The 23787-nt window shown below is 64.2% G+C and carries 16 protein-coding genes; 4 read left to right on the forward strand and 12 right to left on the reverse strand.

Translation table 11 applies throughout. From position 1 onward, the window contains the following. Positions 1-3 precede the first annotated feature (3 nt). A complete protein-coding gene (locus V474_RS05090; protein WP_059150392.1) occupies positions 4-873 on the reverse strand; it encodes an N-acetylmuramoyl-L-alanine amidase family protein in 870 nt (289 codons plus the stop codon). A gap of 723 nt (positions 874-1596) precedes the next feature. Here V474_RS05090 and V474_RS05095 point away from each other — a divergent pair. After that, positions 1597-4437 carry an Rne/Rng family ribonuclease gene (locus tag V474_RS05095; protein WP_059150393.1) on the forward strand — a complete coding sequence of 947 codons (2841 nt, stop codon included), beginning with the start codon at positions 1597-1599 and terminating at the stop codon, positions 4435-4437. Between the two features lie 119 nt (positions 4438-4556). Here the strand turns inward: V474_RS05095 and V474_RS05100 are convergent, their stop codons facing one another. Then, positions 4557-5309: an SDR family NAD(P)-dependent oxidoreductase gene (locus V474_RS05100; protein WP_059150394.1), complete on the reverse strand. Its 753-nt coding sequence runs from the start codon at positions 5307-5309 to the stop codon at positions 4557-4559. Between the two features lie 705 nt (positions 5310-6014). Here V474_RS05100 and V474_RS05105 point away from each other — a divergent pair. From V474_RS05105 to zapE, 3 genes are read left to right on the forward strand one after another with little or no spacing between them, the layout of a single operon-like run. Further along, positions 6015-6797: a succinate dehydrogenase iron-sulfur subunit gene (locus V474_RS05105; RefSeq protein WP_059150395.1), complete on the forward strand. Its 783-nt coding sequence runs from the start codon at positions 6015-6017 to the stop codon at positions 6795-6797. Between the two features lie 30 nt (positions 6798-6827). Further along, positions 6828-7301, forward strand: a complete 474-nt coding sequence (locus tag V474_RS05110) for a PaaI family thioesterase (RefSeq protein WP_059150396.1) — start codon at positions 6828-6830, stop codon at positions 7299-7301. Continuing rightward, on the forward strand, positions 7298-8413 hold the full coding sequence (gene zapE, locus V474_RS05115; protein ID WP_059150397.1) for a cell division protein ZapE: 1116 nt from the start codon (positions 7298-7300) through the stop codon (positions 8411-8413). Before V474_RS05110 ends, zapE begins: the two co-directional genes overlap by 4 nt. Positions 8414-8812: 399 nt before the next feature. On the opposite strand, the gene V474_RS05120 is transcribed toward zapE, so the two are convergent. The 10 genes from V474_RS05120 to V474_RS05165 form a co-directional block, all read right to left on the reverse strand. After that, the gene (locus V474_RS05120; protein WP_059150398.1) at positions 8813-11116 is read right to left on the reverse strand and encodes an EAL domain-containing protein; all 2304 of its coding nucleotides are present in this window, start codon (positions 11114-11116) and stop codon (positions 8813-8815) included. A 224-nt stretch (positions 11117-11340) separates the two neighbouring features. Continuing rightward, positions 11341-13236 carry an XrtA/PEP-CTERM system amidotransferase gene (locus V474_RS05125; RefSeq protein WP_059150399.1) on the reverse strand — a complete coding sequence of 632 codons (1896 nt, stop codon included), beginning with the start codon at positions 13234-13236 and terminating at the stop codon, positions 11341-11343. A 9-nt stretch (positions 13237-13245) separates the two neighbouring features. Further along, positions 13246-14820, reverse strand: coding sequence for an exosortase A (gene xrtA, locus V474_RS05130; RefSeq protein WP_082699592.1), 1575 nt, complete (start codon positions 14818-14820; stop codon positions 13246-13248). Next, complete coding sequence (locus tag V474_RS05135; RefSeq protein WP_059150400.1) at positions 14810-16048, reverse strand: TIGR03087 family PEP-CTERM/XrtA system glycosyltransferase; 1239 nt, start codon at positions 16046-16048, stop codon at positions 14810-14812. The genes xrtA and V474_RS05135 overlap by 11 nt, the downstream gene beginning before the upstream one ends. Further along, entirely contained in the window at positions 16048-17136 is a 1089-nt protein-coding gene (locus tag V474_RS05140; protein WP_059150401.1) for a FemAB family XrtA/PEP-CTERM system-associated protein, read from the reverse strand. Before V474_RS05140 ends, V474_RS05135 begins: the two co-directional genes overlap by 1 nt. Continuing rightward, a complete protein-coding gene (locus V474_RS05145) occupies positions 17133-18032 on the reverse strand; it encodes an XrtA system polysaccharide deacetylase (protein ID WP_059150402.1) in 900 nt (299 codons plus the stop codon). Before V474_RS05145 ends, V474_RS05140 begins: the two co-directional genes overlap by 4 nt. Positions 18033-18181: 149 nt before the next feature. Continuing rightward, the gene (locus V474_RS05150) at positions 18182-19447 is read right to left on the reverse strand and encodes an XrtA/PEP-CTERM system-associated ATPase (protein WP_059150403.1); all 1266 of its coding nucleotides are present in this window, start codon (positions 19445-19447) and stop codon (positions 18182-18184) included. Between the two features lie 13 nt (positions 19448-19460). Beyond that, positions 19461-21200, reverse strand: a complete 1740-nt coding sequence (locus V474_RS05155) for a hypothetical protein (protein ID WP_059150791.1) — start codon at positions 21198-21200, stop codon at positions 19461-19463. A gap of 5 nt (positions 21201-21205) precedes the next feature. Next, complete coding sequence (locus V474_RS05160; protein WP_059150404.1) at positions 21206-22246, reverse strand: P-loop NTPase family protein; 1041 nt, start codon at positions 22244-22246, stop codon at positions 21206-21208. A gap of 10 nt (positions 22247-22256) precedes the next feature. Further along, positions 22257-23780, reverse strand: coding sequence for an XrtA system polysaccharide chain length determinant (locus V474_RS05165; protein WP_059150405.1), 1524 nt, complete (start codon positions 23778-23780; stop codon positions 22257-22259). Positions 23781-23787 lie beyond the last annotated feature (7 nt).

A 23787-nucleotide genomic window follows, 5' to 3' on the forward strand; every position in this document is an offset into this window, starting at 1 on the left:
GGACTATGCCCCCAGTTTCCGTGCGAAATAGGCCCGTATTGCCTTGGCCCCGGCCTCTGCCAGCGCTTGCTGGCCGCTGCGCGAGCCAAGCACCTGGGCATCCTGCGGATTGTTGATGTAGCCGGTTTCGAACAGGATCGAGGGAATGTCCGGCGCCTTCAGCACCGCCAGCCCTGCCGTTTCCGGGTGTTCGCGGTGCAGGCCCATGCCTCTGTCGCCCAGTTCGCGCAGCAGCAGCCCGGCAGCCTGCGCCGAGCCCGCCTGCGCGCCGCGCTGCGACAGGTCGAGCAGGATCGCGCCGACCGTGGCGCTGGTTTTCGAAAGCGCCACGCCATTTACGCGGTCGGCCCCGTTTTCGCGATCTGCGAAGCGCTGCGCGGCATCGCTCGACCCTTTTTCGGAGAGGACATAAACGCTGGCCCCGCGCGCCGAATCGCTTTCCGCGCTATCTGCGTGGATCGACACGAACAGGTCGGCGTTCAGGCGCCGGGCAATGTCCGGGCGATCGGCGAGGGAGATGAAGCGGTCGGTGTCACGCGTCAGCGCCACCCGCAAACCGCCGCCCGCCAGTAATTTGTCGCGCAAGGCCAGCGCGACCTGCAGCGCCACCGTCTTTTCCTTGAGCGCGCCCTGCCCGGCGCCGGGATCGAAACCGCCGTGCCCGGGGTCGATCACGATCAGCGGCCGGCTGGCATCGGGCGGCCCATCGACGCGCGGCAGGCCTACCGGCATGTCCGCACTGGGCAGATCGAACCGCACGACATAATCGTAAGCATCCGCACGCGCAGCCAAAGGCCCGCTGAACACGACGGCGGCAACCAGCAGCGCCAGCGACGTCGAAAGGAACAGGATCAGCTGCAAGGTGCGCGACATTGCCGGAATGACTAAGTCCACATCAGCGCCCCTGCAATCCATTGCCCAATGGCTTTCCCACGGATTTCTGCATGGGAGCCGGCCAGCCACCCTTGGTATAAAGCCAAGCGGGCCAAGGAACTTGCCGTCCCGGGCCATGGATGCTACGCCCATATGACCGGGGCCAAGATGCTTTCGGTCCTCGCAATCCGGGAACGCCAACACCATATGGCACCGGGCAGGACCGGCACAGCGATATAGTCCCGGCCCAGGGAACCGGAAAATCCTTTTCCGGAAAACCTCACAGGTTGAAGCGAGCCATGAGAAGCCAATTGCCGCCTTGCCAGCTGACGCCCGAAAGGGCGTGGGCGGCGTGGTCGCAATTTTCCGCGCTTTCCTTGGCGCCCCGCTATCTCGCGCTCGCAGACACACGCACCGCTCACGCAGTGGTCGCCCCCCCCGTGGCCTACAGGGCTACGGATGCACACGCCGCCTTAAAGACGGCTCATAAATTCGCCGCGCACGAGGCGCTGGATTGCCTCGACTCCCCGTCGCTTTCAAAGCGGCAGGTGCAAACGCACGAACTCGCCCTTCACCCGGCACGCACAATGACGGGCCCCGCCGCAATCGGCCGGGCCCCTGAGATGCATGACGCCGGATTGCTGGGCACATCGGAACACATCGAACAAAATCGCGTCCCCCTGGCTGATCCGGCCGGGCGCGGACGCGCACGGAGAATATCAAATGGCAACGCGCATGCTTATCGATGCGCGCCACCCGGAAGAAACGCGGGTGGCGGTACTCAAGGGCAATCGAATTGAAGAATTCGATTTCGAATCGACCGAACGCAAGCAGATAAAGGGTAACATCTACCTGGCGAAGGTCACCCGTGTGGAGCCTTCGCTCCAGGCGGCGTTCGTGGACTTTGGCGGCAACCGCCATGGCTTTCTTGCCTTCAGCGAAATTCACCCGGACTACTACCAGATCCCAAAGGAGGATCGCGAGGCCCTGTTGGCTGAAGAAGCCGCGCACGCCGAGGAAGAAGCCGCTCTGCGCGCCAGCGAAGGCGACGACGAGGACGAAGATTACAGCGACGACGAAGGCGGCCTGACCGAAGTCGACACGTCCGAGAAGGACCACGTCGCCACGATCGAGGACGGCTCCGTCGAGGGCCAGTTCCACGACGGTGACGAAGGCGAGCACGGCGACGAAGAAGGCGAAGGCAGCGATTCGTCGAACCGCCGTGGCCGCGGGCGCCGCCGCCAGGGCCGCCCCTCGGGCCGCTCGAAGGAAGCTGACGACCTGCGTGCCAAGCGCATGGCGCTGCGCCGCCGCTACAAGATCCAGGACGTCATCCATCGCCGCCAGGTCCTGCTGGTGCAAGTCGTCAAGGAAGAGCGCGGCAACAAGGGCGCAGCCCTGACCACGTACCTCAGCCTTGCCGGCCGTTACTGCGTACTCATGCCGAATTCGAGCCATGGCGGCGGCATCAGCCGCAAGATCAGCTCGGCATCCGACCGCAAGCGCCTCAAGTCGATCATCTCGGAAATGCAGCTTCCGCGTTCGATGGGCTGCATCGTGCGTACCGCTGGCCTCCAGCGCACCAAGACCGAGATCAAGCGCGACTTCGATTATCTCGCCCGCCTGTGGGACGACCTGCGCGAAGTGACGCTCGGCTCGGAAGCGCCGACGCTCATCCACTCGGACAGCGACCTCATCAAGCGCGCCATCCGCGACATCTACAACCGCGACATCGAGGAAGTGGTCGTCGAGGGCGAGGAAGGCTTCCGCGCGGCGAAGGACTTCATGAAGCTCCTGATGCCCAGCCACGCACCTAAGGTTAAACCCTATTCCGACCCGGTGCCGCTGTTCCAGCGCTTCGGTGCGGAAGATCAGCTGACCGCGATGTACGATCCGGTCGTACAGCTGCGTTCGGGCGGCTACATCGTCATCAACCCGACCGAGGCGCTCGTCTCGATCGACATCAACTCGGGCCGCGCCACCAAGGAGCACGGGATCGAGCAGACGGCGGTTGCCACCAACCTCGAAGCGGCGCAGGAAATTGCGCGCCAGTTGCGCCTGCGCGACATGGCGGGCCTGGTCGTGATCGACTTCATCGACATGGAATATGGCTCGAACGTCCGCAAGGTCGAGAAGGCCGTCAAGGACGCACTCAAGAACGACCGCGCCCGTATCCAGGTTGGCCGCATCTCCAGCTTCGGCCTCATGGAAATGAGCCGCCAGCGCCTGCGCACCGGCGTTCTGGAAGCTACGACGCGTTCGTGCCCGCACTGCGACGGCACCGGCCTCGTCCGCACCGCCAGCTCTGCCGGCCTTTCGGCGCTTCGCTTCATCGAAGACGAAGCGGCCAAGGGCAAGGGCGTCGTGGTCTCGCTCTTCGCATCCACCGAAGCGGCGGTCTACATGCTCAACGCCAAGCGCGCTGACCTGGCCGACATCGAGGAGCGCTACGGCGTCACCGTCGAAGTCATCCCCGAGGGTGAGAACGAAGGCGCGAAGATGCGCGTTGTATCCTCTGGCCCCCGCAACGAGTTCGTGCCGCGCTTCGACCCGATCGCCGATGACGTCGAAGACGACTTCGTGATCGAGGAAGAAGAGGAAGAGGAAGAGGAAGAAGTCGAGCGCGAGGAAGCTGCACCGCGTGAACGCGGCGAGCGGGCCGAGCGCGCAGAAGGCGATGAAGGCGAAGGCGGCCGTGGCCGCAAGCGTCGCAAACGCCGCCGTGGCCGCAACCGCGATCGCGGTGACGAGAACGGCGCCGAAGTAGGCGAAACCGAAGCAGAGGTCGAAGGCGAAACCACCGAGACCGAAGCAGACGTTGCTGAGGACGAAGCCGAGAGCGAAACCAGCTACGCCGATACCGACGGCAGCGAAGCACCCAAGAAGCGTCGCCGCCGTGGTGGTCGTCGCCGTCGTGGTCGCCGTGACGGTGAAGCTGAGAACGGTTCCGAAAACGGTGAAGGCTTCGAGGGCGAGGAAGCCCGCGAAGACGCTGCCGAGGACGCCGCGCCTGCTCCGATCGCAGAAACGGTTAGCGAACCCGACGCACCGGCTAAGCCGGTCGCCGAGGAAGCGCCCGCCAAGCCAAAGCGTGCGCCTCGCCGCAAAAAGGCTGACGTAGCCGAAGCCGTGGTCGAGGCTCCCGCCGAAGTGGCCGCCGAACCGGTCGCCGAGGAAGCGCCCGCCAAGCCCAAGCGCGCGCCGCGCCGCAAGAAGGCTGACGTGGCTGCCGAGGCTCCGGCCGAAGTGGTCGCCGAGCCGGCTGCGGAAGAAGCGCCCGCCAAGCCCAAGCGCGCACCGCGTCGCAAAAAGGCTGACGTGGCTGCCGAGGCTCCGGTCGAAGTAGTCGCCGAGCAGGCTGCGGAAGAAGCGTCCGCCAAGCCAAAGCGCGCGCCGCGCCGTAAGAAGGCCGAGGCTTCCGCCGCTCCGGGCGAAGCAGCTGTCGCAGCCGCCGAACCCGCCGCAGCAGAGCCTGAAGCAGCAGGCGATGACGCTTCTGGTGATGAGGGCGATGCATCCGGCTCGCCGCGTCGCGGCTGGTGGCAGCGTACCTTCGGCACCTGATCGAAGCTGAAAACAAGTCAGGCGCCGCGCGCGATCTTCGGATCACGCGCGGCGTTTGCCATTTTGGGCGAAATCAGAAATGAATGCAGCCAACCCGGCAAGGTTGGCCGCCATCCCGCCTAAACCCCCGCAGCCATGCCGCCGGTAACCCGCAGTGTTTCGCCGGTGACGAAACGCGCCTTGCCAGAAGCAAGGTAAAGCAGGGCCTCGACGATATCGTCTTCCAGTCCGTCGCCGGATATCATCTGCATCGCCTGAACGCGCTGTTTGGTCACTTCGGGAAGCTCGTTGCGGATCGTCTCGGTAAGAATAAGTCCTGGCGATATCGCATTCACGCGAATGCCGTCCGGTCCGAGTTCGCGTGCGAACGTGATCGTCAGTCCAGCGACGGCAAGCTTGCTATCGCCGTAGGCCGAGCCGCCCAGATGCGCAGCGCTGGATGCGATATTGATGACCGAAGCACCCGCCCTGCCTCTCATGTGCGGATGAGCGGCCAGCGTACAGCACACCACTCCGATCACATTAACCTCGAACAGACGGCGGACCTTGGCCAGGCCGAGTTTGAGGATTGGCTGGCCATATTCGTTCGAATGGAGGCCCGCATTGTTCACCAGCAGGTCGATGCCGCCGTTAGCCTGCGCCGCCTGCGCCATAACTTCCGCCATGCGAACTTCATTGGTCACATCGCCGCCAATCCCCAGCGCCGAGCCGCCTTGAACCCGGATATCCTGCGCGGCGGCTTCCGCTTGTGCGCCGTCGATATCCACCAGAACAACGTGCGCGCCCCGAAGCGCCAGCGCCGCACCGAAAGCTTTGCCAAAGCCTCTGCCTCCCCCGGTAATCACAGCTGTTCGCCCTTGCCATTCGCGCATCACATTCTCCCGGGTTTCCTTCTTGCACAAACTACAAGCACCCGACGCAAGGCCCCACAAGGCGTTTACCGCGCATCCGCATCGCTAGCGCGGTTTCGCATCCGCGCTTGCCGTGCACCCCTCGGCTGGCGAATTGGATGCGATTTCAAGAACTCTCCTCGCGCAATGGCGCTGAGCGAGCATGAAGGGGCCAAAACCTCGAATTAGTTTGCGGTTGACACTCAATAGCACCTAGCGCTGTATGCGCTTGGGAGTGTCTGACACATTTTGTCAGTCGGAACGAACCGATTGGATTGCTTGCAGTCCTGTAATTCTCACCTTTATCCACTTGCGAACCGCGCAATTCTCCGTGCGCGTAGCTTCAAGGGCAAAGGCGTTTCCCACTAGAGAAAAGAACCACCGTCAGCGCCGGATACTTAGTTAAAGCCGATGGCAGAGGCCTGAAAACCAAGCGATTATCGCTTAAATAACAGTATATTGCTCCGTTCTCGTCGACATCATTGCGGATAACCCAGCCCTCATCGCCATCGATACGGGCCGCCCGTAGGGAGCAAATCGGCGGAGCCAGCGACCACCTCAGGCGCATCCTCCGGGCTGGACCGGGAAAACCTCGCCATTGTCACCCCTTGCCCTGAGCGGACGAATCGCTAGAGGGGGGACATCAGTCGCGGTTCATGCCGCAGTGCAAGATCACGGGGATTCTTCATGGCGACCTTCACCCTCCCGGCCAACAGCAAGATCAAGAAGCAAGGCAAAGTCCACAAGGCCGAGGGCGCCACCAAGGTGAAGAAATTCACCGTATACCGCTACGACCCCGATTCGGGTGAGAACCCGCGCTACGACACGTTCGAGATCGATCTCGACAATTGTGGTCCGATGGTCCTCGACGCGCTCATCAAGATGAAGAGCGAAGCCGACCCGTCGCTGACCTTCCGCCGTTCCTGCCGCGAAGGCATCTGCGGTTCATGCGCAATGAACATGAACGGCTCCAACGGCCTCGCCTGCACTACCGCGATAGAAGATCTGAAGGGTGACATCCGCATCACCCCGCTGCCGCACATGGATGTGATCAAGGACCTCGTTCCCGACTTCACCCACTTCTACGCGCAGTACGCCTCCATCCGCCCCTGGCTTCAGACTGTCTCGACCACGCCGTCGGGCAAGGAGCGCCTCCAGAGCCCCGAGCAGCGTGAGAAGCTGGATGGCCTCTATGAGTGCATCCTGTGCGCCTGCTGCTCCACCTCATGCCCGAGCTACTGGTGGAACTCCGACAAGTTCCTCGGCCCGGCAATCCTGCTACAGGCCTATCGCTGGCTCGCAGATAGCCGTGATGAAATGACCGGAGAGCGCCTCGACGAGTTGGAAGATCCGTTCCGCCTCTACCGCTGCCACACGATCATGAACTGCGCCAACGTGTGCCCCAAGGGCCTCTCGCCCGCACGCGCCATCGCTGAGATCAAGAAGATGCAGGCCGAGCGCCAAGTCTAAGTCAGGATTGGTTCGGAACCGGACCTGCCCATGGCACAAGGCGGAACATTCATTCACGAGCCGGACCCGGAGTTTCCGGGCTGGCATTCGTGGCGGCTCAACGAAGGTACGCGTTTCAACACGCATGGCCTGGGACGTATGATTATCCGCCGCGAAGGTGAGAAAGGCGCCAGGCTGCGCCTTGTCGATGTAGAAAGCCGCCACAGCAACGTGAATGACAACGTCCACGGCGGGGTAACCCTCGCCTTGATCGACGTCGCCATGTTTGCATCGATATTCACGGTTTTGGGTGCGGACGCCGCCGGTTCGGTCACGCTCGATCTCCATAACCAGTTCATCGGCGCGGGCCGTATCGGGCAGCCACTCGACGTGATTTCCGAAGTGATGAAGGAAACCCGGCGCCTCGTCTTCATGCGCGGCACCGTCGAGCAAGGCGAGCATCTGGTGGCCAGCTTCGTGGGCACCTTGCGCAAGCCCAGCATCGGCAAGGTTTCTCCGCCATGACTGCCATGCTCGAGCGATACGAAGCTCTGGTCGCTACCGGCGAACTACGCTCGGATGCCGAGCAGGCTGCCGCTGCCGAGCGGCTTAGTCGCCTTCAACGCGATCTTTACAAGGCCCAGGCCTCCACCGGATTGATTGGCAAGCTGCTGGGCAAGAAACCCGCCCCGCCGCGCGGTGTTTACATGTGGGGCGGCGTCGGGCGCGGCAAGTCCATGCTAATGGACCTGTTCGTCCAGACGCTCGACATGCCCGGCAAGAAGCGCATTCATTTCCACGCCTTCATGCTCGAAGTCCACGCTCTGCTGCGCGACGAGCGTAAAAAGGAAACCGGCGACCCTATCCCGCCGGTTGCTGCCACCATTGCCCGAGGCACGCGCTGCCTCGCCTTCGACGAAATGGTCGTCAACAACTCGGCCGACGCGATGATCATGAGCCGCCTGTTCACGTATCTTATCGTGAACGAAGGCGTGACGATCGTGACGACATCGAACCGCGCACCCTCTCATCTCTACAAGGATGGGCTTAATCGCGAGCATTTCCTGCCCTTTATTGGCCTCATCGAGCAGGAACTGGACGTCCTGACGCTGAATGGACCGACTGATTACCGGATGCAGCGCCTTGGCGGGATGGCCACTTGGCACACGCCATTGGGCGAAGAAGCCACCGAGCAGGTTCGTGAAGCGTTCTATCGCCTCACCGACTATCCACCTGAGGACAGCGAGCACGTCCCCTCTGCCGATATCGACGTCGGTGGCGGCCGCGTGCTCCACGTGCCTAAAAGCCTCAAGGGTGTGGGCGTTTTCAGTTTCAAGCGCCTATGCGGAGAAGCTCGGGGCGCGGCGGATTACCTGGCCATCGCACGCGCTTATCACACGGTGATCCTCGTTGGCATTCCGAAGATGGGTCCTGATCGCCGCAACGAGGCCGCGCGCTTCGTTACGCTCATCGACGCGCTGTACGAACACAAGGTCAAACTGATCGCAGCCGCCGATGCGTCCCCTGAAGATCTTTACCAGGCTGGGACTGGCCGCTTCGAATTCGAGCGAACCGTCAGCCGTCTTAACGAAATGCAGAGCGCTGATTATCTCGCACTGGGACACGGCGAGGACTGAGTTTCGTTAACGCATCCCGAATCGGGATGCGATTCGCGCCTTACGCGACTGAGCATCCTAGCTTGCCAACATCCAGTCTAAAGATGCAACCAATGCACGCCCGACACTTAAGGCGATAGACGGCTGTTCATGCGCTGAATGACCGCAATACACATTTCAAAAAGGCAAAGAAAAAGCGCTTTCCAAAAGACAGGAGTTCTTCTGGAAAGCGCTTCTTTTTCTTAGCAGCAGCCCGTTCTGTTGAAGCGGGCTCTAGCAGGTAGCCTCTCTATTAGAGAGAGCCGCCCCACCAACCACCGCCCCAAAGTTCCTTGTTCATCGTCATTTCCCATGTGAACGACCGCATCACTGCGGCCGATCAAATGGATAACAAGAGGTTAACGAAGCATCAAGGAATTTTTAACCAATCAAACGCGCTCTCCGGCCTGATACGAAGTCGAGAAAATCCCGGAATGGGACAGGGCGGCTAACATAGTAGCCCTGCACCAGATCACAGCCCATGCCTGTGAGCATCTCCAGAACCTTCGCCGTCTCCACTCCTTCGGCGACGACGACACGGTCCAGCGAATGGGCCATCTCGATGATCGACTGCACCAGCAGTAGGTCATCCTTCCGGCCTTCCATCAGCGATACGAATGTCTTGTCGATCTTGACCTCGCTGGCGGGTAGATAGCGCAGGTAATCGATCGTCGCGTTGCCGGTTCCGAAGTCGTCGATCGACAGCCGCAAGCCGGACTGGACGAGGCGCTGCAGCATCTGGAAAGTGCGCGAGCTGCGATCGAGGCGATCGGTTTCCGTGATCTCCAGAATGAGGCGATTGGGCGACAGACCATGCAAAGCCAGAATTTCCGATATCATGCCCGGAAGCCCAGGGTTACGCAGGAGCTGCGCCGAGATATTGACCGACATGGTCAGTTCGTACCCACTACGCTCCAGTTCAACGGCCACCCGCACCGCATCATTGATGACGAACCGCGTAATTCGTTCAATGCGGTGGAATTCTTCGGCAATCCGAATAAATTTATCTGGGCCAATCGGACCTCGCTCGGGATGCGTCCAGCGTACAAGCGCCTCTGCACCGCAGATGCGATTGGATTTCAGTTCCAGCTTCGGCTGATAGGCAACCCAAACTTCACCGTTATCGATAGCCCGGTCGAGCGAGGTCAGCAGCGAGATTTCCCACTGTGCCTCATGCTTACCCGCTTCGTGCTGGTAGACCAGTTCGTCATTGCGCACCGCCTCTTCGGCCGCCTGCATCGCACTGGCAACTCGGCCGGATAGCGCCCTGCCGAACTCGGAATCGACGCCGCAATTGAACGAAAGGTCGACATCGATACCACCAACCTGGATGCCGTTCTGAACAATTCGGTGCAAGCCCTCGAGGTTCTCGAACAAGTCGAACGAACTGCGGATGGACGAGAGCCAGACGAACATGCCGCCTTCGTGGTAGATCAGGACGTTCTCATCGCTGATGCGGATGCGGCGGACGATCTCCTTGGCGAGTTGCGCCTCGACATGTTCCGCGAAGCTACCGATAATGGCGCCATAGTTGCGGATCTTCAGGGCGACTAGGATACGCGTCGACACATCGGCGGAATTGCGAAGTGCCTGAACGCTGGGCAAGCCGGAGCCGGTATTGGTTTCGCCTGCCTCCTCGACACGATCAAGGTTGCGCATGCGGATCACCGCGACGAGAGCGACGCTGAACGCCGGGATCACCTCAATCTGAATGCCGGCATAGTCCAGCACGAACGGTGCCGCGCCGAGGACTGCGGCGAGTCCCGAAAAGCGATAAACATCCAGCACTCGTCCGCGACCGAAAGCCGTTACGATGAGAACCAGAACCAGGACGAAGGCCGGAAGCCAGCCGTATTCCTTGGGCATCCCGCGCTTCAGGGTCTCCGCCCCGATGGCATGAAAATATCCGCCAGGGGCATTTATATTCTGGCCAGGTATCGAGTGGATGTCATTAAAGATGAGAGCCGACGGGACGACCAAGATATCCTTGCCGCGAACGATCGCGGGTTCGAAATTCCCACGCATAACGTCGTAGTAGCTCAGCGTCCGAAACGAGCCGGTCGCTATTGCAAAGTCGGGAAAAAACAGCTTGTCCGGTTCAACATCAACTCCGGCAATCGCAGCCGCAATCGAGGGGATCTTGCCTACAGGGCTGTCCGACGAAAAGGGAATTTGGACATTCATATTCATCGGCCTGTGCCGCACCAGAATTGACGCAACACCGGCGTGTTTACGATATGCCTCCAGGGGGACACGTCCAGCGTAATTACCTAAAGGCCCGCTGCCTCCCACGGTCGCTCCCAAGACGACCTTGCCCTGGTTCGCCTTTAGTGCCGTAACGAATTTTGCATCGTCATCCCTGGAACCGGGCGCCGAAAACGAACGATCAAAAAATATCCGCTTCGCGCCGCTGGCAAATAAATGATCAATGATATCGGCGTCGTTACCGTGAGTGACGTCGTTGGTACCTAAGTTGGTCAGCGTTTGCTGATCCTGCTCGACCATGACGATAGTGCCGCTCGAGGGTTCGGTACGCGACATCCAGCGCCAGTTGCGGAGGTAATCCTCCGCCGGCAAACTTATCCCGCTGATGCCCACGGCCAAACCAGTGAAGGCTGCCCAGAAAACGATCCGGGCGCGAGGGTTCTTCCAGAAAGCATGCATGCGGCGGAAGGGTCCGATCATGATCCATACCCCTGGCCGGTGCCAACAAGATGCTGAACATGCGTCATGGCCGCGAAAATCTTCCGCTTTGAACTCTGGCAATGGCGACCGGTTATGTTCATCGACGTCCCGCAATGGCGCTTCGCTCATGCCGGATTACCGCAAAGGTCCTAAGAATCGGTTTAGTTAATCCGACCGGGCCGGTAAAAAGCGATGCCCGCGAATATCAGGCGCAGCGCACCGTCTTAACCAATACCGAGACCAGTAAATGCCTTGTCAAGCATAAGCAGCTGCCACAGAAGGCGCGAGTTGTCGGCGGTGCCCGCAACATGGCTGTCGACCAGCCCCGAAAGGCGGCGGGTGTCAAACCAGCCGGTGCGGGCCAACGCTGCGCCGCCCGCGATCTCGCGCGCGGTTTCGGCGAGTGGGCCGCGGAACCACTGCTCGATCGGTGTTACGAAACCCTGTTTGGGGCGATAGAGGATTTCGTCCGGCAGGTATCGGCGCATCGCCTTTTTCATTAACCACTTGCCTTGCCCGCCGCGTACGCGGACCGATTCAGGCAAGCTCGCCGCGAATTCGATCAGGCGGTAATCGAGCAGCGGCTCGCGTGCTTCCAGGCTGACCGCCATGCTGGTGCGATCGACTTTGGTGAGGATATCACCCGGGAGCCAAGCCTTGAGGTCTGCATATTGCGCTTGGTCCAGCCCCGACCGTGCCGGGGCGCCGCGCATTAGTTCCAGCACCGGGTCCTCAGCGCGGTAATCCCCGCGCAGGCGGCGGAAGTCGTCGGAATAGAGCCCGTCCCGCAGTTCCGGCGGCGCGAAAGCCATCGACCGGGCATACCCCTGCGCTGAATCACCCGCGAGCGACAGCAACGTCGATTTCGCACGCAGTGGACGCGGCGCCCAATCGGCCTTGGGATAGAGCCCGCCGAGCGCTCCGAACACTGGACCACGAAGGGCCTGCGGCACAAGCGCCCTCACCCGGTCCTCGCCGTTCTGGAACACATGGCGGCGGTAACCGGCAAGCGCCTCGTCGGCACCGTCACCCGAGAGGGCGACAGTCACCGATTCGCGCGCCAGCTGGCATACCCGCCAGGTCGGCAGCGCGGAGGCATCCGCGAACGGCTCGTCGAACATGCCGGCAAGCTGGTCGATCGCGGAGAAATCGTCCGGCGAAACCTTGCGTGATGCATGGTCTGTGGCGAACAGCCGGGCGATCTGGGAAGCGTAGGCGCTCTCGTCCAGACCGGCCACATCGAAACCGATCGAGCAGGTACGCACGGGCCGTCCGCTCGCTTCGGCCATTAAGGCGACGACACTGGAACTGTCGACCCCGCCCGAAAGGAACGCGCCCAGTGGCACGTCGGCGACCATGCGCGAGGATACCGCCTGCTGCATCAGGTGCACCAGTTCGGCTTCCAGATCGGCAGCCTTGCCCTTGCGGCGATCGGCGAAGGAGACGTCCCACCACTGGCTGGGACGGGGCAGTGGACTGCCGCAGCGCAGCAGCAGCGAGTGGCCCGCCGCCAGCTTGTGCACGCCCTTCAGGATCGCGCGGCTGTCGGGGACATAGCCCCAGGTGAGGTAATCCTCGATCGCCAGCGGGTCGATCTCGCGCCGCAGCAGCGGGTGGGCGAGCAGCGCCTTGAGTTCGGAGCCGAAAGCCAGGCTGCCATCACTCAGCGGCGCGTAATAGAGCGGTTTCACGCCAAGCCGGTCCCGCGCAAGAAACAGGCTGCGGGCCTCCAGATCGTAGATCGCGAAGGCGAACATGCCGTTGAGGCGCGAAACACAGTCCGGGCCCCAGCGCTGCCAGGCAGCGAGGATCACCTCGCTGTCGCCGTCGGTGCGGAAGATTGCGCCGGCCGCCTTCAGTTCCTGGCGCAGTTCGCGGTAGTTGTAGATCTCGCCATTGAAGATCAGCATCGCACGGCCATCGGGCGAGGCCATAGGCTGGGGCGAACCGGCAAGGTCGATGATCGAGAGGCGGCGATGGCCAAGACCCACGCCCGGCGCGGTCCATACTCCCTGTCCATCAGGGCCGCGATGCGCGATGGCGTCGCACATCGCCTCGATCCGGGCCGGATCCACGGGCTTGGGCGTTTCGAGATGATAGATACCGGCGATGCCGCACATGGGCCTTGGCTACCTGAGCTGGATCACGCGGTCCACCCATGGGCCAATTGGCCCTGTGGATGCGCGAAAAGCGGAAATGGAATGCTGCGCGGCGCCGCGAGGTGCATCCTCGGCCGAAAGGATCAGCATGGCAGTAGGCCGGGCCCGGAACAGCAAATGGTCACGGATGACCGCCAGCTTGAGTTGCGCATTGCTTCCAGAGAGCAGCGAGCCCGTGCGATATAAGGTTACCGCGACCCGCTCGATCCGGCCGTTGCCCAGCAGGCGCTCGCTGGCGCCGCTGGCCATGTCACCCCCCATCACCGGTCCCGAAGACTGCCACGACCATGCGCTTTTCGGCATGAGTGCGCCCTGCCCGAAACCGCCTGCCTCACTGCCTTCGCCCTGGCTGGCGTAAAGTGCGATAAAGACGTCGACCTCGTGGCCTGCATTGTCGCGGTAGCGGCCGAGCAGGCGGTGCGAGGCGCCTTGGCCACGCGGCTCCCACCAGATCGCGGGGGTGTAGTTGCTGCGCGTCCAGCCCGCGACTTCCGGCAGGTCGATACGCGTCGGCATCGGTGCTTCCAGCGTCTCGGCAGCGAAGGCCCAGCCCCATACCGCGGCGAACACCAGTGCGATACCGGCAAGCGCAGCCCTGCCGGAAATGTCGAACGCCTCCAGCCGGCCGAGCCATGCTTTCCCGGCAATGGCCTGTGCATCGATCATCGGCGCATTCATCGGCCGGTCAAAGAAGCGCCAGGCCCCGGCGATCACCAGTGCCAGCACGATAGCGAAGAAAAACCAGCCGTAGACGATGTGGTCGAACCCTGCCGCCGCTTCGACGCCCCAGATCTGCGCGGCGTAGATCGTGCCCCAGGCGCGCACGCCGTTGGCGAGGATCGGTACGATAACGCAGGCCGCGAGCATCGCTGCGCGGCGGCGCAAGTTGAGGAAACACACGTTGGCGCAAAGCACGCCGAAGGCGACCATTGCGATCAAAAATTTCACGCCCGAACAGGCTTCAGCGACTTCGAACAGGCCCACCGGAGTATCGATGAACACGCCGTCGATCACTGCCGGAATACCGCTGAGATGGGTTAGCGCGATGGTGATGTCTGCGGTTATCGTCTGCAGCACCTTCACCAGTTCCTCGCCAACAGGGACGAGGAAGACGAGGTAGCACAGCGGGAACAGCAGCCCGGCCGAGACCCGCACGCCCAGCAGCAACGGCACGCAGGCGCCCAGCATCGCGACCGCCCCGGCCTGCCGCGCGAGGTCCAGTCCCGAGATCGCACCCAGCAGCCAGAGGAAGGCCGCTGCGCCAAGGAGCACCAGCCCCGGCCACCACGCGCGCGGGGTCAGGCGTTCAAGTTCGGGCCCGCGCTGCCACACCAGCCAGCCCACGATCGGCGGGATCAGCAGGATATGGTTATAGGTGGAGATGTTCCACCACTGGCGGGCCATTGCCGCCCAGTCCGCGAAGAAGGCGGCGAACAGCACCAGCCACGCCAGCGAAAGGCGGACCACTGCCGCCTGCCACTGGGGCGCCAGCGCGCGCCATGTCCGGCCGGGAGCGGCGGCCAGTGCGGCTACGTCAGACTGCATCTGTAGTGCTTTCGGTCATGACACCCATATATTCGGGCAGACGGGCAAGCGCCGCTTCCCAGCTGGCATTCGCAAGTATCCAGTCGCGGGCGGCCTGGCCCATTTCCCTGGCCAGTGCGGGCGCACGCCCGAGGTCGAGCAGGGCCTGCGCTATCGCCGCATCGCTTTCACGCACGGCGAATTCCTTGCCGTCGAGCGCGTCGATGCCGGTGGCCGCGCCCGGCGAAAGAACGACCGGAAGCGCCATGGCCATCGCTTCGAGTACCTTGTTCTGCACCCCCCGGGCGATCTCCAGAGGGACCAGCGCCATGTCGGCGGCGGCAAGCCAGGGGCGGATGTCATCCACCCTGCCCCATACCATGATGCCGTCCCGTCCGCTGCGCGCGGCGAGCGCTGACGAGGGGTTGCGGCCGACGATATGCAGGCTTGCGCTGGGGCACATCTCGCGCACCAGCGGCATGATCCGCTCGATCGCGCGGGTCGCGGCCTCGATATTCGGCGCGTAATCCATCTGTCCGGTGAAGACGATGCGCGGACCTTCGTGCGCCAGCATACGCGGCTCGGGCAAGGCCGCAGCCGGATCGAAGTAAGCCGCATCAAGCCCATTGCCCATCGCGCGCACCCGGGCCGTAGCACGGGCGGGCCCGTCCGGCAGGCGCGATCGCAACAGCTCTGCTTCGGCCCCGCTGATCAGCAGGGTCACGTCGGCGGCGGCGGCGATGCGGGCTTCCTCGGCGCGCAGGAGGCGGGCTTCACGCTTTTCCATCCACGAACGAAAACCCCGGCCCTTTGCGGCATAGGCCTCGAACTTGGCCGAATCGACGTCTACCAGATCGGCGATCACCCGGCCCGTGAACCCTTGCGGCACATATTGCGCCATCTGACCCGAGAAGACGTAGATGACGTCGATCGGGCGCTGAGCAAGCAGTTCACGCACATAGGCTTCCAGCTTGCGCTCATGAAACGCGCTCAGGCTGAGCGGACGCCTGCTCGCCAGCGCCTCCACGCCCGCGACCGGCAGCGCCTTCGCGCGCTCGACGAGACGATAGGAGGCCGCCAGATCGGCAAGGTCAGCCTCGTATGCACGGTCCTGCTCGTCATCGGCGAAAGTCGCGACATGGACAGGGGCAAGCCGGGCAAGCGCTTTGAGGATATGGTGGGAACGGATCTTGTCACCGCGATCCGGTGGAAACGGGATGCGGTGCGAGAGAAACAGGATTTCGCCCATCAACCGATTCCGCGCGCGATCAATGGGCCGAGGCGGTTGGCGACGCTTAGCGGCAGGCGCTGCCAGACCTTGATCTGAAGCGATAGCTTGCCGCTGGTGGGATCGGCGTCCCGTTTTGCAGCCCCGGGCTGGGTCCAGGTGGCATAAGTCAGCGGTTCCGGCTCGAAACCCCAGTTGCGTTTGAAGTGATAGGCGCCGCTCTGCGTCTTGGAGCGTCCGAAATCGAACACGCTCGCGCCGCGCCGGCGGGCATGAAGCATCAGTTCGTAGTACATGCGGTCATTGGCGCGCAGGCGCCGCGCATCCCAGGTGCCGCCGCCCCAATAAGGCATGACCGCGCCCTGGTGGTACACGCTGATGACGCTGGCGACCGGCTTGTCCTCGTGCCGCACGGTCAGGATATCGGTGTCCGCGCCGAACCCGTCGACCACCGAATCGAGCAGCGCGCGCGGGAAGACCGGGGTGCCGAGATTGCGGTAGCTTTCGCAGAACACCGCGTAATGGGCGGCGCGGTCGCGCTCGGATGTGCCGACCTCGATGGTCAGGTCGATGCCCAGCGAGCGGCGCACTTCGGCGCGTTGCTTGCGCGGGATCGAGGTGAGCTGCGCTTCGTCGTCCGCCGCGAGGGGGCGGGCGAAACCTGCATGGGATTCGGTCTTGAGCGCCCAGCCTGCATTCGAACTGGCACCCTCTGCGGGTAGCACACCGCCGCGCAGTTCGATCGAGGGACACGACAGGCGCAGGGCGAGTTCCTCCACCGCCGCGAACACCGCATCCGGGTCTGCATAATCGGTGGCCAGCAAGCCGCCGCCCACCGCGAAGCCAGTCGAGGCCAGGATACGGCCGAACACCGGGGAATGGACCGCGTCAAGCGGCAGGAAGGCGACGATCTCTCCGCCGCGCTCCTGCACCAGGGCAAGCGCCTTGTTGTCGGTAGCCGCCGCCACGGACACGAACCACGCAGGGCGGTGGAAAGGAGTGCCCAGCGGATGGCGCGCGACAAAGCCTTCAAGCCGGGCGATCTCGCCAGGGTCGGCCAGATCGACAAGGCGCACGTCCGAGAGCAGCGGCACGAACGGCGCGTTCATGCGGCCAGGGCCGGAGGAGGCGCCACGGTGCGCCCCGCTTCGCGCGCGGCGAGTTCGTCCATCCGGCCCCAGCGAAAGTCGCCGATCAGACGGCCCAGCTTATCCGCCATGACGCCAAGATTGGTGTAGTGCCGCAGGCGCGAGCGCATCGAGGCGTTCGCCACGCGCGGCTGCCCGGGATCGATCTCCCAGGGGTGAAAATAGAACACCGCCGGGCGCTCGTCCTCGCGGTTCACCTGCCGGATCGCCCAGCGCGAGAAGCCGTAAGGCAGCACCCGGAAGAACCCGCCGCCGCCCGCCGCCAGCCGGCGACCGGCGAACCGCGCGGTGGTAACGGGAATCTCGACGAGATCGCTGCCGGCAATAGGCTTGAAGGCAAAGCGCGGCGCCTCGCGCCAGCCGTAGTGATCATGGGCGATGGGCGCGACGCTGGAGCTATAGGCATAGCCCTGCTCGGCCAGTACCTCGAAGGCCCAGGGCGTGCGCGCATCGATGGAAAAGCTGGGCGCGCGGTAGCCGGTGACGGCGGCGCCCGAGGTATCCTCGATCACCTTGCGGGCCTTTGCGATATCGGCCGCGAAAGCCTCCCGGCCAAGGCGGAACACGCGTTCGTGGTCCCAGCCGTGGCTGGCGATCTCGTGGCCGTCCTGGACGATGCGGCGCATCAGGGACGGATGACGCTGCGCCACCCAGCCCAGCGTGAAGAACGTGCCCTTCACCCCGGCATCGGCGAACAGCTGCAGTATCTCGTTGCAATTGCGCTCGACGCGGGTTGCGCACGAATTCCAGTCGCTGCGGTCGATCACCTTTTCGAAGGCGCCCACCTGAAACCAGTCCTCGACATCGACGGACAGGCCGTTGATCTGATCGTTCGCAGTCTGGCCGGGCAGTGTCATGGTGGCGAAAGCTCTTTTTGGGACGATGGGGCGTAGGCAAGCTCAGCCTGAGCGGGGATGATGGGGTGCAGCGGGGTGTGGGGAAGGAGAATTTGCCCCAGCCCCGCTCAGGCTGAGCCTGTCGAAGCCCCGGCCGCAGACTCCCATGCTCAGGCGGCGCTGCGCTGGCCGTCGCCGCTTTCGATCCACTCGATCAGCATGGTGAGCGTGTGGCGCAGCGTGCGCGACTGCTCGTCAAGGCGGGCCTCCAGCTTGGCGGTTTGCGCGGCGGCCTGCGCCAGATCGGCCTGGAGCGCGGCGATGGCCTCGCTTTCGCCGTGATCAGCGGCCGCGACGGCGGAGGCTGCGGCAAATGCTTCCTCGCGCGCTTCGGCAGCGGCGGCAAGTTCGACCATGGCCGACTGCAGTTCACCGATCTGCGTATCGCGGTCGGCCAGTGCCGCCTCGATCAGTTCGATGGCGGCAGCAGCGTTGATCGCGTCGGACGGCACGGGCGCGAAGGCTGCGGGCTGTTCGAACGAGGCGGAATACTGCACCGTTGCGGCAGGCACCGAAACCGGCGCGGTTTCCGCCACCGGCTGCGGGCTGACCAGTGCCAGAGCACCGTCGTCGCTCAGTTCGTCCATTACCTGCGCCAGCATTTCGCTGTCGATGTGGCTGCGCTGGTCGACCGCGCCCAGCAGCAGCAGGCGGTTGACGATCTGGTTGATCCGGCGCGGAATGCCGCCGGTCGCCTCGTGAATGTCGGCAAAGACGGAAGGCTCGAAACTGGGATTGCCCTGCCAGCCCACGCAGGTCAGGCGGTGCTCGATATAGGGCTGGATTTCCTTGGCCTGCATCGCGCCCAGATGATGGGTGGCGATCACGCGCTGACGCAGTTGTTCCAGCTGGTCGCTCTCAAGCAGGGTGCCGCGAAATTCCGGCTGGCCCAGCAGCAGCGTCTGCAGCAGCGGCTGCGAGCCGAGCTGGAAGTTGGACAGCATGCGCAGTTCTTCCAGCGCGCTGATCGAGAGGTTCTGCGCCTCGTCGACGATCAGCAGGCTGCGGCGACCCGCGCGCGCTTCCTCATGCAGGAACGCCTCGATCGCGCCCAGCGCGGAGGCCTTGTCGTGGCCCGCGACGTGGATGCCGAAAGACTGCGCGACGACGTGGACGATCTCCTCGCCGTCGAGCGCGCTGGTCACCACGTTGGCGGCGGTCATGCGCGCGGGGTCGATCGTGGCCATCAGGTAGGCGACCAGCGTGGACTTGCCCGCGCCGACTTCGCCAGTGATGACCACGAAGCCCTCACCCTGCGCAAGGCCGTAGCCCAGGTAGGACAGCGCCTTGCGGTGCGTCAGGCTCTCGAAATAGAAAGCCGGGTCGGGAGTGAGCTGGAAGGGCCTTGCGTCGAGCCCGTAGAAATCATCGAACATCGCGTTTTCCTTCTCAGAAACTGTAGCGCAGGCCGGCGAGCGCCGAGGCCGTCCAGAAGTCGTCGATCGCGGGCGCATCGCGCGTCGCCCCATCGATGCCGACCGCCAGGGTACCGCGCAGGCGCGGCGTGAACATCCGGTAATAGCTGGCAGATGCGCCATAACCGTTAACGTCGCCGGTGAGGGGATCGTTGCTGCTGATCCAGTTGGCGTAGATATTGGTCGACCAGCCCGCATCGCGGCCCAGCTCGCCGCCAAGGAAGGCGGCCAGCCAGTAGTTTTCGTCGACCACTCCGGCAGCCGAGGCGAGAACGGTGTCGCGGGCGGCGAAGAAGTTGCGGCGGTCGTACCCCAGGCCAAGACCGGCGTTGAGGCGGCCCACCTTCATCGAATAACTGGCGCTCACGCCGCGCGCGCGGAAGAACGCCGAGCGCACCGAACCCAACGCGCCGGAAAAGCAGTTGCTGCCGTCCAGCGAGGCGACGCAGCCGCGCAGCTCGCCGGTGATCGGATCGCGCACGACCTCGAAATCGTCGGGCAACTGGTCGATAGCGCGGTTGAGCTGGCCGCCGAAGCCGCCGACATTGTCGTAGACCGAAACGCTCAGCTGGGTGCGGTCGTTGGGCGCATAGGCCAGGGTGCCGCCGAAGCTGGTGGAGCCGTAGCGGCGCCCGACATGGGCGGAAAGCGAAGTGCGCCGGCTGGGGCGCCACATCACCGCGACGTCCCAGATCAACCCGCTGACATCATAGGCCAGTTCGCGCGGGCCGGACTTGTCGGTGACATAGCGGCCGTCCGAGCCGACCACGGGAATGCCGTCCTCATCGCGCACCGCGTCGCGGCTGGAGATTTCGACGTCCTCGTACCCGATCGCGCCCACCACCTGAACGGTGCGGCTGACCGGCACGGTGACCAGAGCGCGCGCCTGCATGTCGCGGGCGCGCTGGTCGAGGTTGGACATGTCCTCCTGATAGAAGGTGCCCGCAGCGCCCACGCCAACCGGCAGCACCGTGCCCGGCGCGAAGCCGGCCTGCACGTCGGCCATCTGGGTCACGCTCTTGTCGAAGACATCGGCGGCGCCGGTGCCCGAATTCGCGCGGAACCCGTCGGACTGCTCGACCTTGGTGAAGCCTGCGCGGTAATTGGCCGAAACGTCGAGATCGCCCGCACGGGTGGTCACCGAGGGCCCTGCGTAGACCGAATAGATCGAGGTCTTGTACTTGTCGTTGACGCCGCTGCCGACCAGCGCCGAGCCGCCGTTGCCGACATTGGCCTGAGTGGCGAGGCCGCCTGCCTCTAACGTCACGCCCGGCACGATCGTGGTGTAGCCCCGGGCAATGCCGCTGATCGCGTCACCGTCGCGCGCGCGCTTGCCCCAGCCGAACTGGCGCTCGTAGCGCAGCGAGACCGAGGCCCCGTTGTTGCGCCCCGAGATGGCCGCGTCGACACCGACCGCCGCCTGGGTATAGGTCATCACGTCGCTGCCCGGCGAAAGCTCGGCGGTGACGATCTGGTCGACTTCGATGTAAGGCACGATGTCAACGCGCTTGCCGCCGCCTCTGCCGCCCCGCCTGTCGGAGCGGCTGGACTTGCCGGACGAGACATCGGAAGCGCCCTGCCCGCCGCTGCCCATTCCCGCACCGGCGCCGTCGTAGCCGGTAGACTGCGCCTGGCCGGCAACCGGCATCGCCAGCGCGGCAATCGCCGCGAGCGAAACCAGTCCCGCATCCTTGCGGCGCATTGACGCCTTCATCCAGGTCATCCCCTGTATCCGTAATAAGAACCGAAGCGGCGGCCACTCGGGCTGAACTGCGCCGCATTAAGCAGAAGCTGCAAGTTCGGGCAGGCGCCAAGCAGCGAGATCGCATCGTTGAGCGCACCGCGCCCGGTCTTGTCGGCGCGCACGATCACCATCGTCTGGCCGACATACTTGGCCAGCTCCGCCGCCGGCGAGGCCGATAGCGCGGGCGGCGAATCGAAGATCACCATGCGATTGGGAGAGCCCTGCGTCAGCCGGTCAAGCACGCGCGCGGTGCGCGCGCTGGCGATATATTCGCTGTCGTGGCTGGTCGTGTCGCCTGCGGGCAGCACCCAGAGACCCGGAATATCGGTGCCCAGCACGCAGTCGGCGACATCCAGTTCCTCATCCATCAGCGCGTCCATCAACCCCGGACCGCCCGGCAGGCCGAGCGCGGAAAGGATCGAGGGCTTGGCGAAATCGGCATCCACTAGCAGAACTTCGCTGTCCTTCTCGGCGGCGATGGAAAGCGCGAGGTTGAGCGCGCAGTACGTCTTGCCCTCACCCGGATGGGGCGAGCTGACGAGGATGCGCTGGGCCATCGGGCCTGCCTTCTGTCGGCGCAGGTCCGCCGCCTGCACCAGCAGCTGGCGCTTGACGATGCGGAACTCTTCCAGAAGTTCGGTTACGGTGCCTTCGGGCACGATCAGGCCCTGGGCGCGCAGATGCTCCCGGTCGACCGGGTGGGCCTCGCCGTGGAAGATGGCCGGTTCGGGGGCAGGTTCGGGCACGGCGACCGGCGCGGCAGCAACCGCAGGAGCCGGGGCAGCAACCGCAGGCGCAGCGGGCGCAGGAGCCGGTGCAGGCACGGGCGCAGCCGCGACCTGCTGGGCCTCGGGCGGCTTTACCGGAAAACGGCGCGAAGGCGGCTCGGTCGAAACCGGCAGCGGCTTGCCGAGGAAGCTGTTGAAGTCGAACTTTCCGGCGGCGCGCTCGAACAGCGATTGGCCGGCGGACTCGCCCTGCTGCCTGGGTTCGGGGATCTTGTGCTGATCGGTCATACAGGTTCCCTCAGGCCACCATGCCGCGCTGAATGAATTCGGCGGCAAGCAGCACCACGAACAGCCCGCAAAGCGCGGCGCAGCTGGCGTAGAAGTATTTCAGGCGCTTGGCACGCAGCGCGCGGGCACCATCGGTCAGGCTCTGCGAAATCGCGCCGAGCACCGGCAGCCCGGTCGCGCGCTCCAGCCCCGAGGTCGTCGCGAACACCGAACGCACGCGGCTGAGGGCGAAGGCCGCCGCGCAGCCGCCCGCAAGGCCGACTACCAGCACGCCCAGCAGCAGCACCGGACGGTTGGGCGCAACCGGCGAGCGCGGGGTCGTCGGCGGATCGACCACTTCGAACTTCACCGCTTCACGCTCGGTCTTCACTTCGCCGCGCAGGCGCAGTTCCTCACGGTCCTGCAGGAGTTTGTCATACTGCTGGCGCAGCACGTCGTAGTCTCGGTTGATGCGGGTCGCCTGGGTGGCAAGCTCCGGGTCCTGGATCGCCGAGGCCGTGAGCGAAGCGATGTCCGACTGGAGCGCGGCCTTGCGCGACTGGAGCGCCTGGACATTGGCCTGACGCTCTGCCCGGATCGACTGGAGCGAGCTATAAGCGGGATTGATCGTCCCCCCGCCGTTCGCCGCATCCTGCGAAGCCGCGCCCCGCAGCGCCGCCACCTGATTGCGGGCAGCGATCACGTCGGGGTGGTTTTCGGTGAGGCCGCGTGCGCGCATCCCGGCGAGGTCCGCCTGGGCGCGGGCAAGTACGGACTGCGGACTGCCATCGGCAACGCCGCCCGCGATCGTGCGCGGGGTTCCGGCAAGCTGGCCGTCGATCGCGGCGGAAGCGCTCTGCGCAGCGGAAAGGTCGGCCTCGATGTCCCGCAGCGAAGCGCGCGAGGTTTCGAGCCGCTGCACCATCGCGGCGCCGCCCAGCGCCATTTCCGGGTGCTGGGCCTCGAACGCGGTGCGCTTGCTTTCAGCCGATTCCAGCTCACGCTCGCGCTGCTGGAGCTGCTGGTTCACGAACTGCATCGTCTCGACCATGTCGCCCCGGTCGCCCGAGAGATTTTCCTCGCGGAAGATGTCGATCAGCTTTTGCGCGACGCTCTGCGCCAACTGGGCATTCTCGGGGTCCGAAAAGGACTTGTTGTTGGCGGTGGCGGTGATCTCGAAGAGGTTGTCCTCCTGGCTCACGACCTTGACGTTGTTGGCCAGCTTGAGGACCGCGGCTTCCATCTGCTTCGGGTTCTGGATCGTGTCGCCCAGACGCGTCGCGCGCACCACCTTCTCAAGGTTGACGGCGCTGGTCAGGGTTTGGCGGATACGCTCGATATCGCGTTTCTTGTCGGCCACGCCGATGCCAACCTGCTCGGCAAGGGCGTCGTCGAGCTGGATGAAGATGCGGGCGCGCGATTCGTAGCTGTTGGGCACCATGGCAACCACCAGCCAACCGGCCATGCACACCGCCCACGCAGCGCCCAGCGCTATCCAGCGGCGATGCCAGACGCTGTGCAGCGCGCTGAGCAGTTCTTCGTAGAGCGTATCCATGGTTTCG

It is taken from the genome of Novosphingobium barchaimii LL02 (assembly GCF_001046635.1).
Taxonomy (GTDB): domain Bacteria; phylum Pseudomonadota; class Alphaproteobacteria; order Sphingomonadales; family Sphingomonadaceae; genus Novosphingobium; species Novosphingobium barchaimii.

What these genes read in the sequence shown, in the direction of transcription:
- V474_RS05090 (WP_059150392.1), bottom strand. Translation starts at nt 873, where the DNA reads ATGTCGCGCACCTTGCAGCTGATCCTGTTCCTTTCGACGTCGCTGGCG.
- V474_RS05095 (WP_059150393.1), top strand. Translation starts at nt 1,597, where the DNA reads ATGGCAACGCGCATGCTTATCGATGCGCGCCACCCGGAAGAAACGCGG.
- V474_RS05100 (WP_059150394.1), bottom strand. Translation starts at nt 5,309, where the DNA reads ATGCGCGAATGGCAAGGGCGAACAGCTGTGATTACCGGGGGAGGCAGA.
- V474_RS05105 (WP_059150395.1), top strand. Translation starts at nt 6,015, where the DNA reads ATGGCGACCTTCACCCTCCCGGCCAACAGCAAGATCAAGAAGCAAGGC.
- V474_RS05110 (WP_059150396.1), top strand. Translation starts at nt 6,828, where the DNA reads ATGGCACAAGGCGGAACATTCATTCACGAGCCGGACCCGGAGTTTCCG.
- zapE (WP_059150397.1), top strand. Translation starts at nt 7,298, where the DNA reads ATGACTGCCATGCTCGAGCGATACGAAGCTCTGGTCGCTACCGGCGAA.
- V474_RS05120 (WP_059150398.1), bottom strand. Translation starts at nt 11,116, where the DNA reads ATGATCGGACCCTTCCGCCGCATGCATGCTTTCTGGAAGAACCCTCGC.
- V474_RS05125 (WP_059150399.1), bottom strand. Translation starts at nt 13,236, where the DNA reads ATGTGCGGCATCGCCGGTATCTATCATCTCGAAACGCCCAAGCCCGTG.
- xrtA (WP_082699592.1), bottom strand. Translation starts at nt 14,820, where the DNA reads ATGCAGTCTGACGTAGCCGCACTGGCCGCCGCTCCCGGCCGGACATGG.
- V474_RS05135 (WP_059150400.1), bottom strand. Translation starts at nt 16,048, where the DNA reads ATGGGCGAAATCCTGTTTCTCTCGCACCGCATCCCGTTTCCACCGGAT.
- V474_RS05140 (WP_059150401.1), bottom strand. Translation starts at nt 17,136, where the DNA reads ATGAACGCGCCGTTCGTGCCGCTGCTCTCGGACGTGCGCCTTGTCGAT.
- V474_RS05145 (WP_059150402.1), bottom strand. Translation starts at nt 18,032, where the DNA reads ATGACACTGCCCGGCCAGACTGCGAACGATCAGATCAACGGCCTGTCC.
- V474_RS05150 (WP_059150403.1), bottom strand. Translation starts at nt 19,447, where the DNA reads ATGTTCGATGATTTCTACGGGCTCGACGCAAGGCCCTTCCAGCTCACT.
- V474_RS05155 (WP_059150791.1), bottom strand. Translation starts at nt 21,200, where the DNA reads ATGAAGGCGTCAATGCGCCGCAAGGATGCGGGACTGGTTTCGCTCGCG.
- V474_RS05160 (WP_059150404.1), bottom strand. Translation starts at nt 22,246, where the DNA reads ATGACCGATCAGCACAAGATCCCCGAACCCAGGCAGCAGGGCGAGTCC.
- V474_RS05165 (WP_059150405.1), bottom strand. Translation starts at nt 23,780, where the DNA reads ATGGATACGCTCTACGAAGAACTGCTCAGCGCGCTGCACAGCGTCTGG.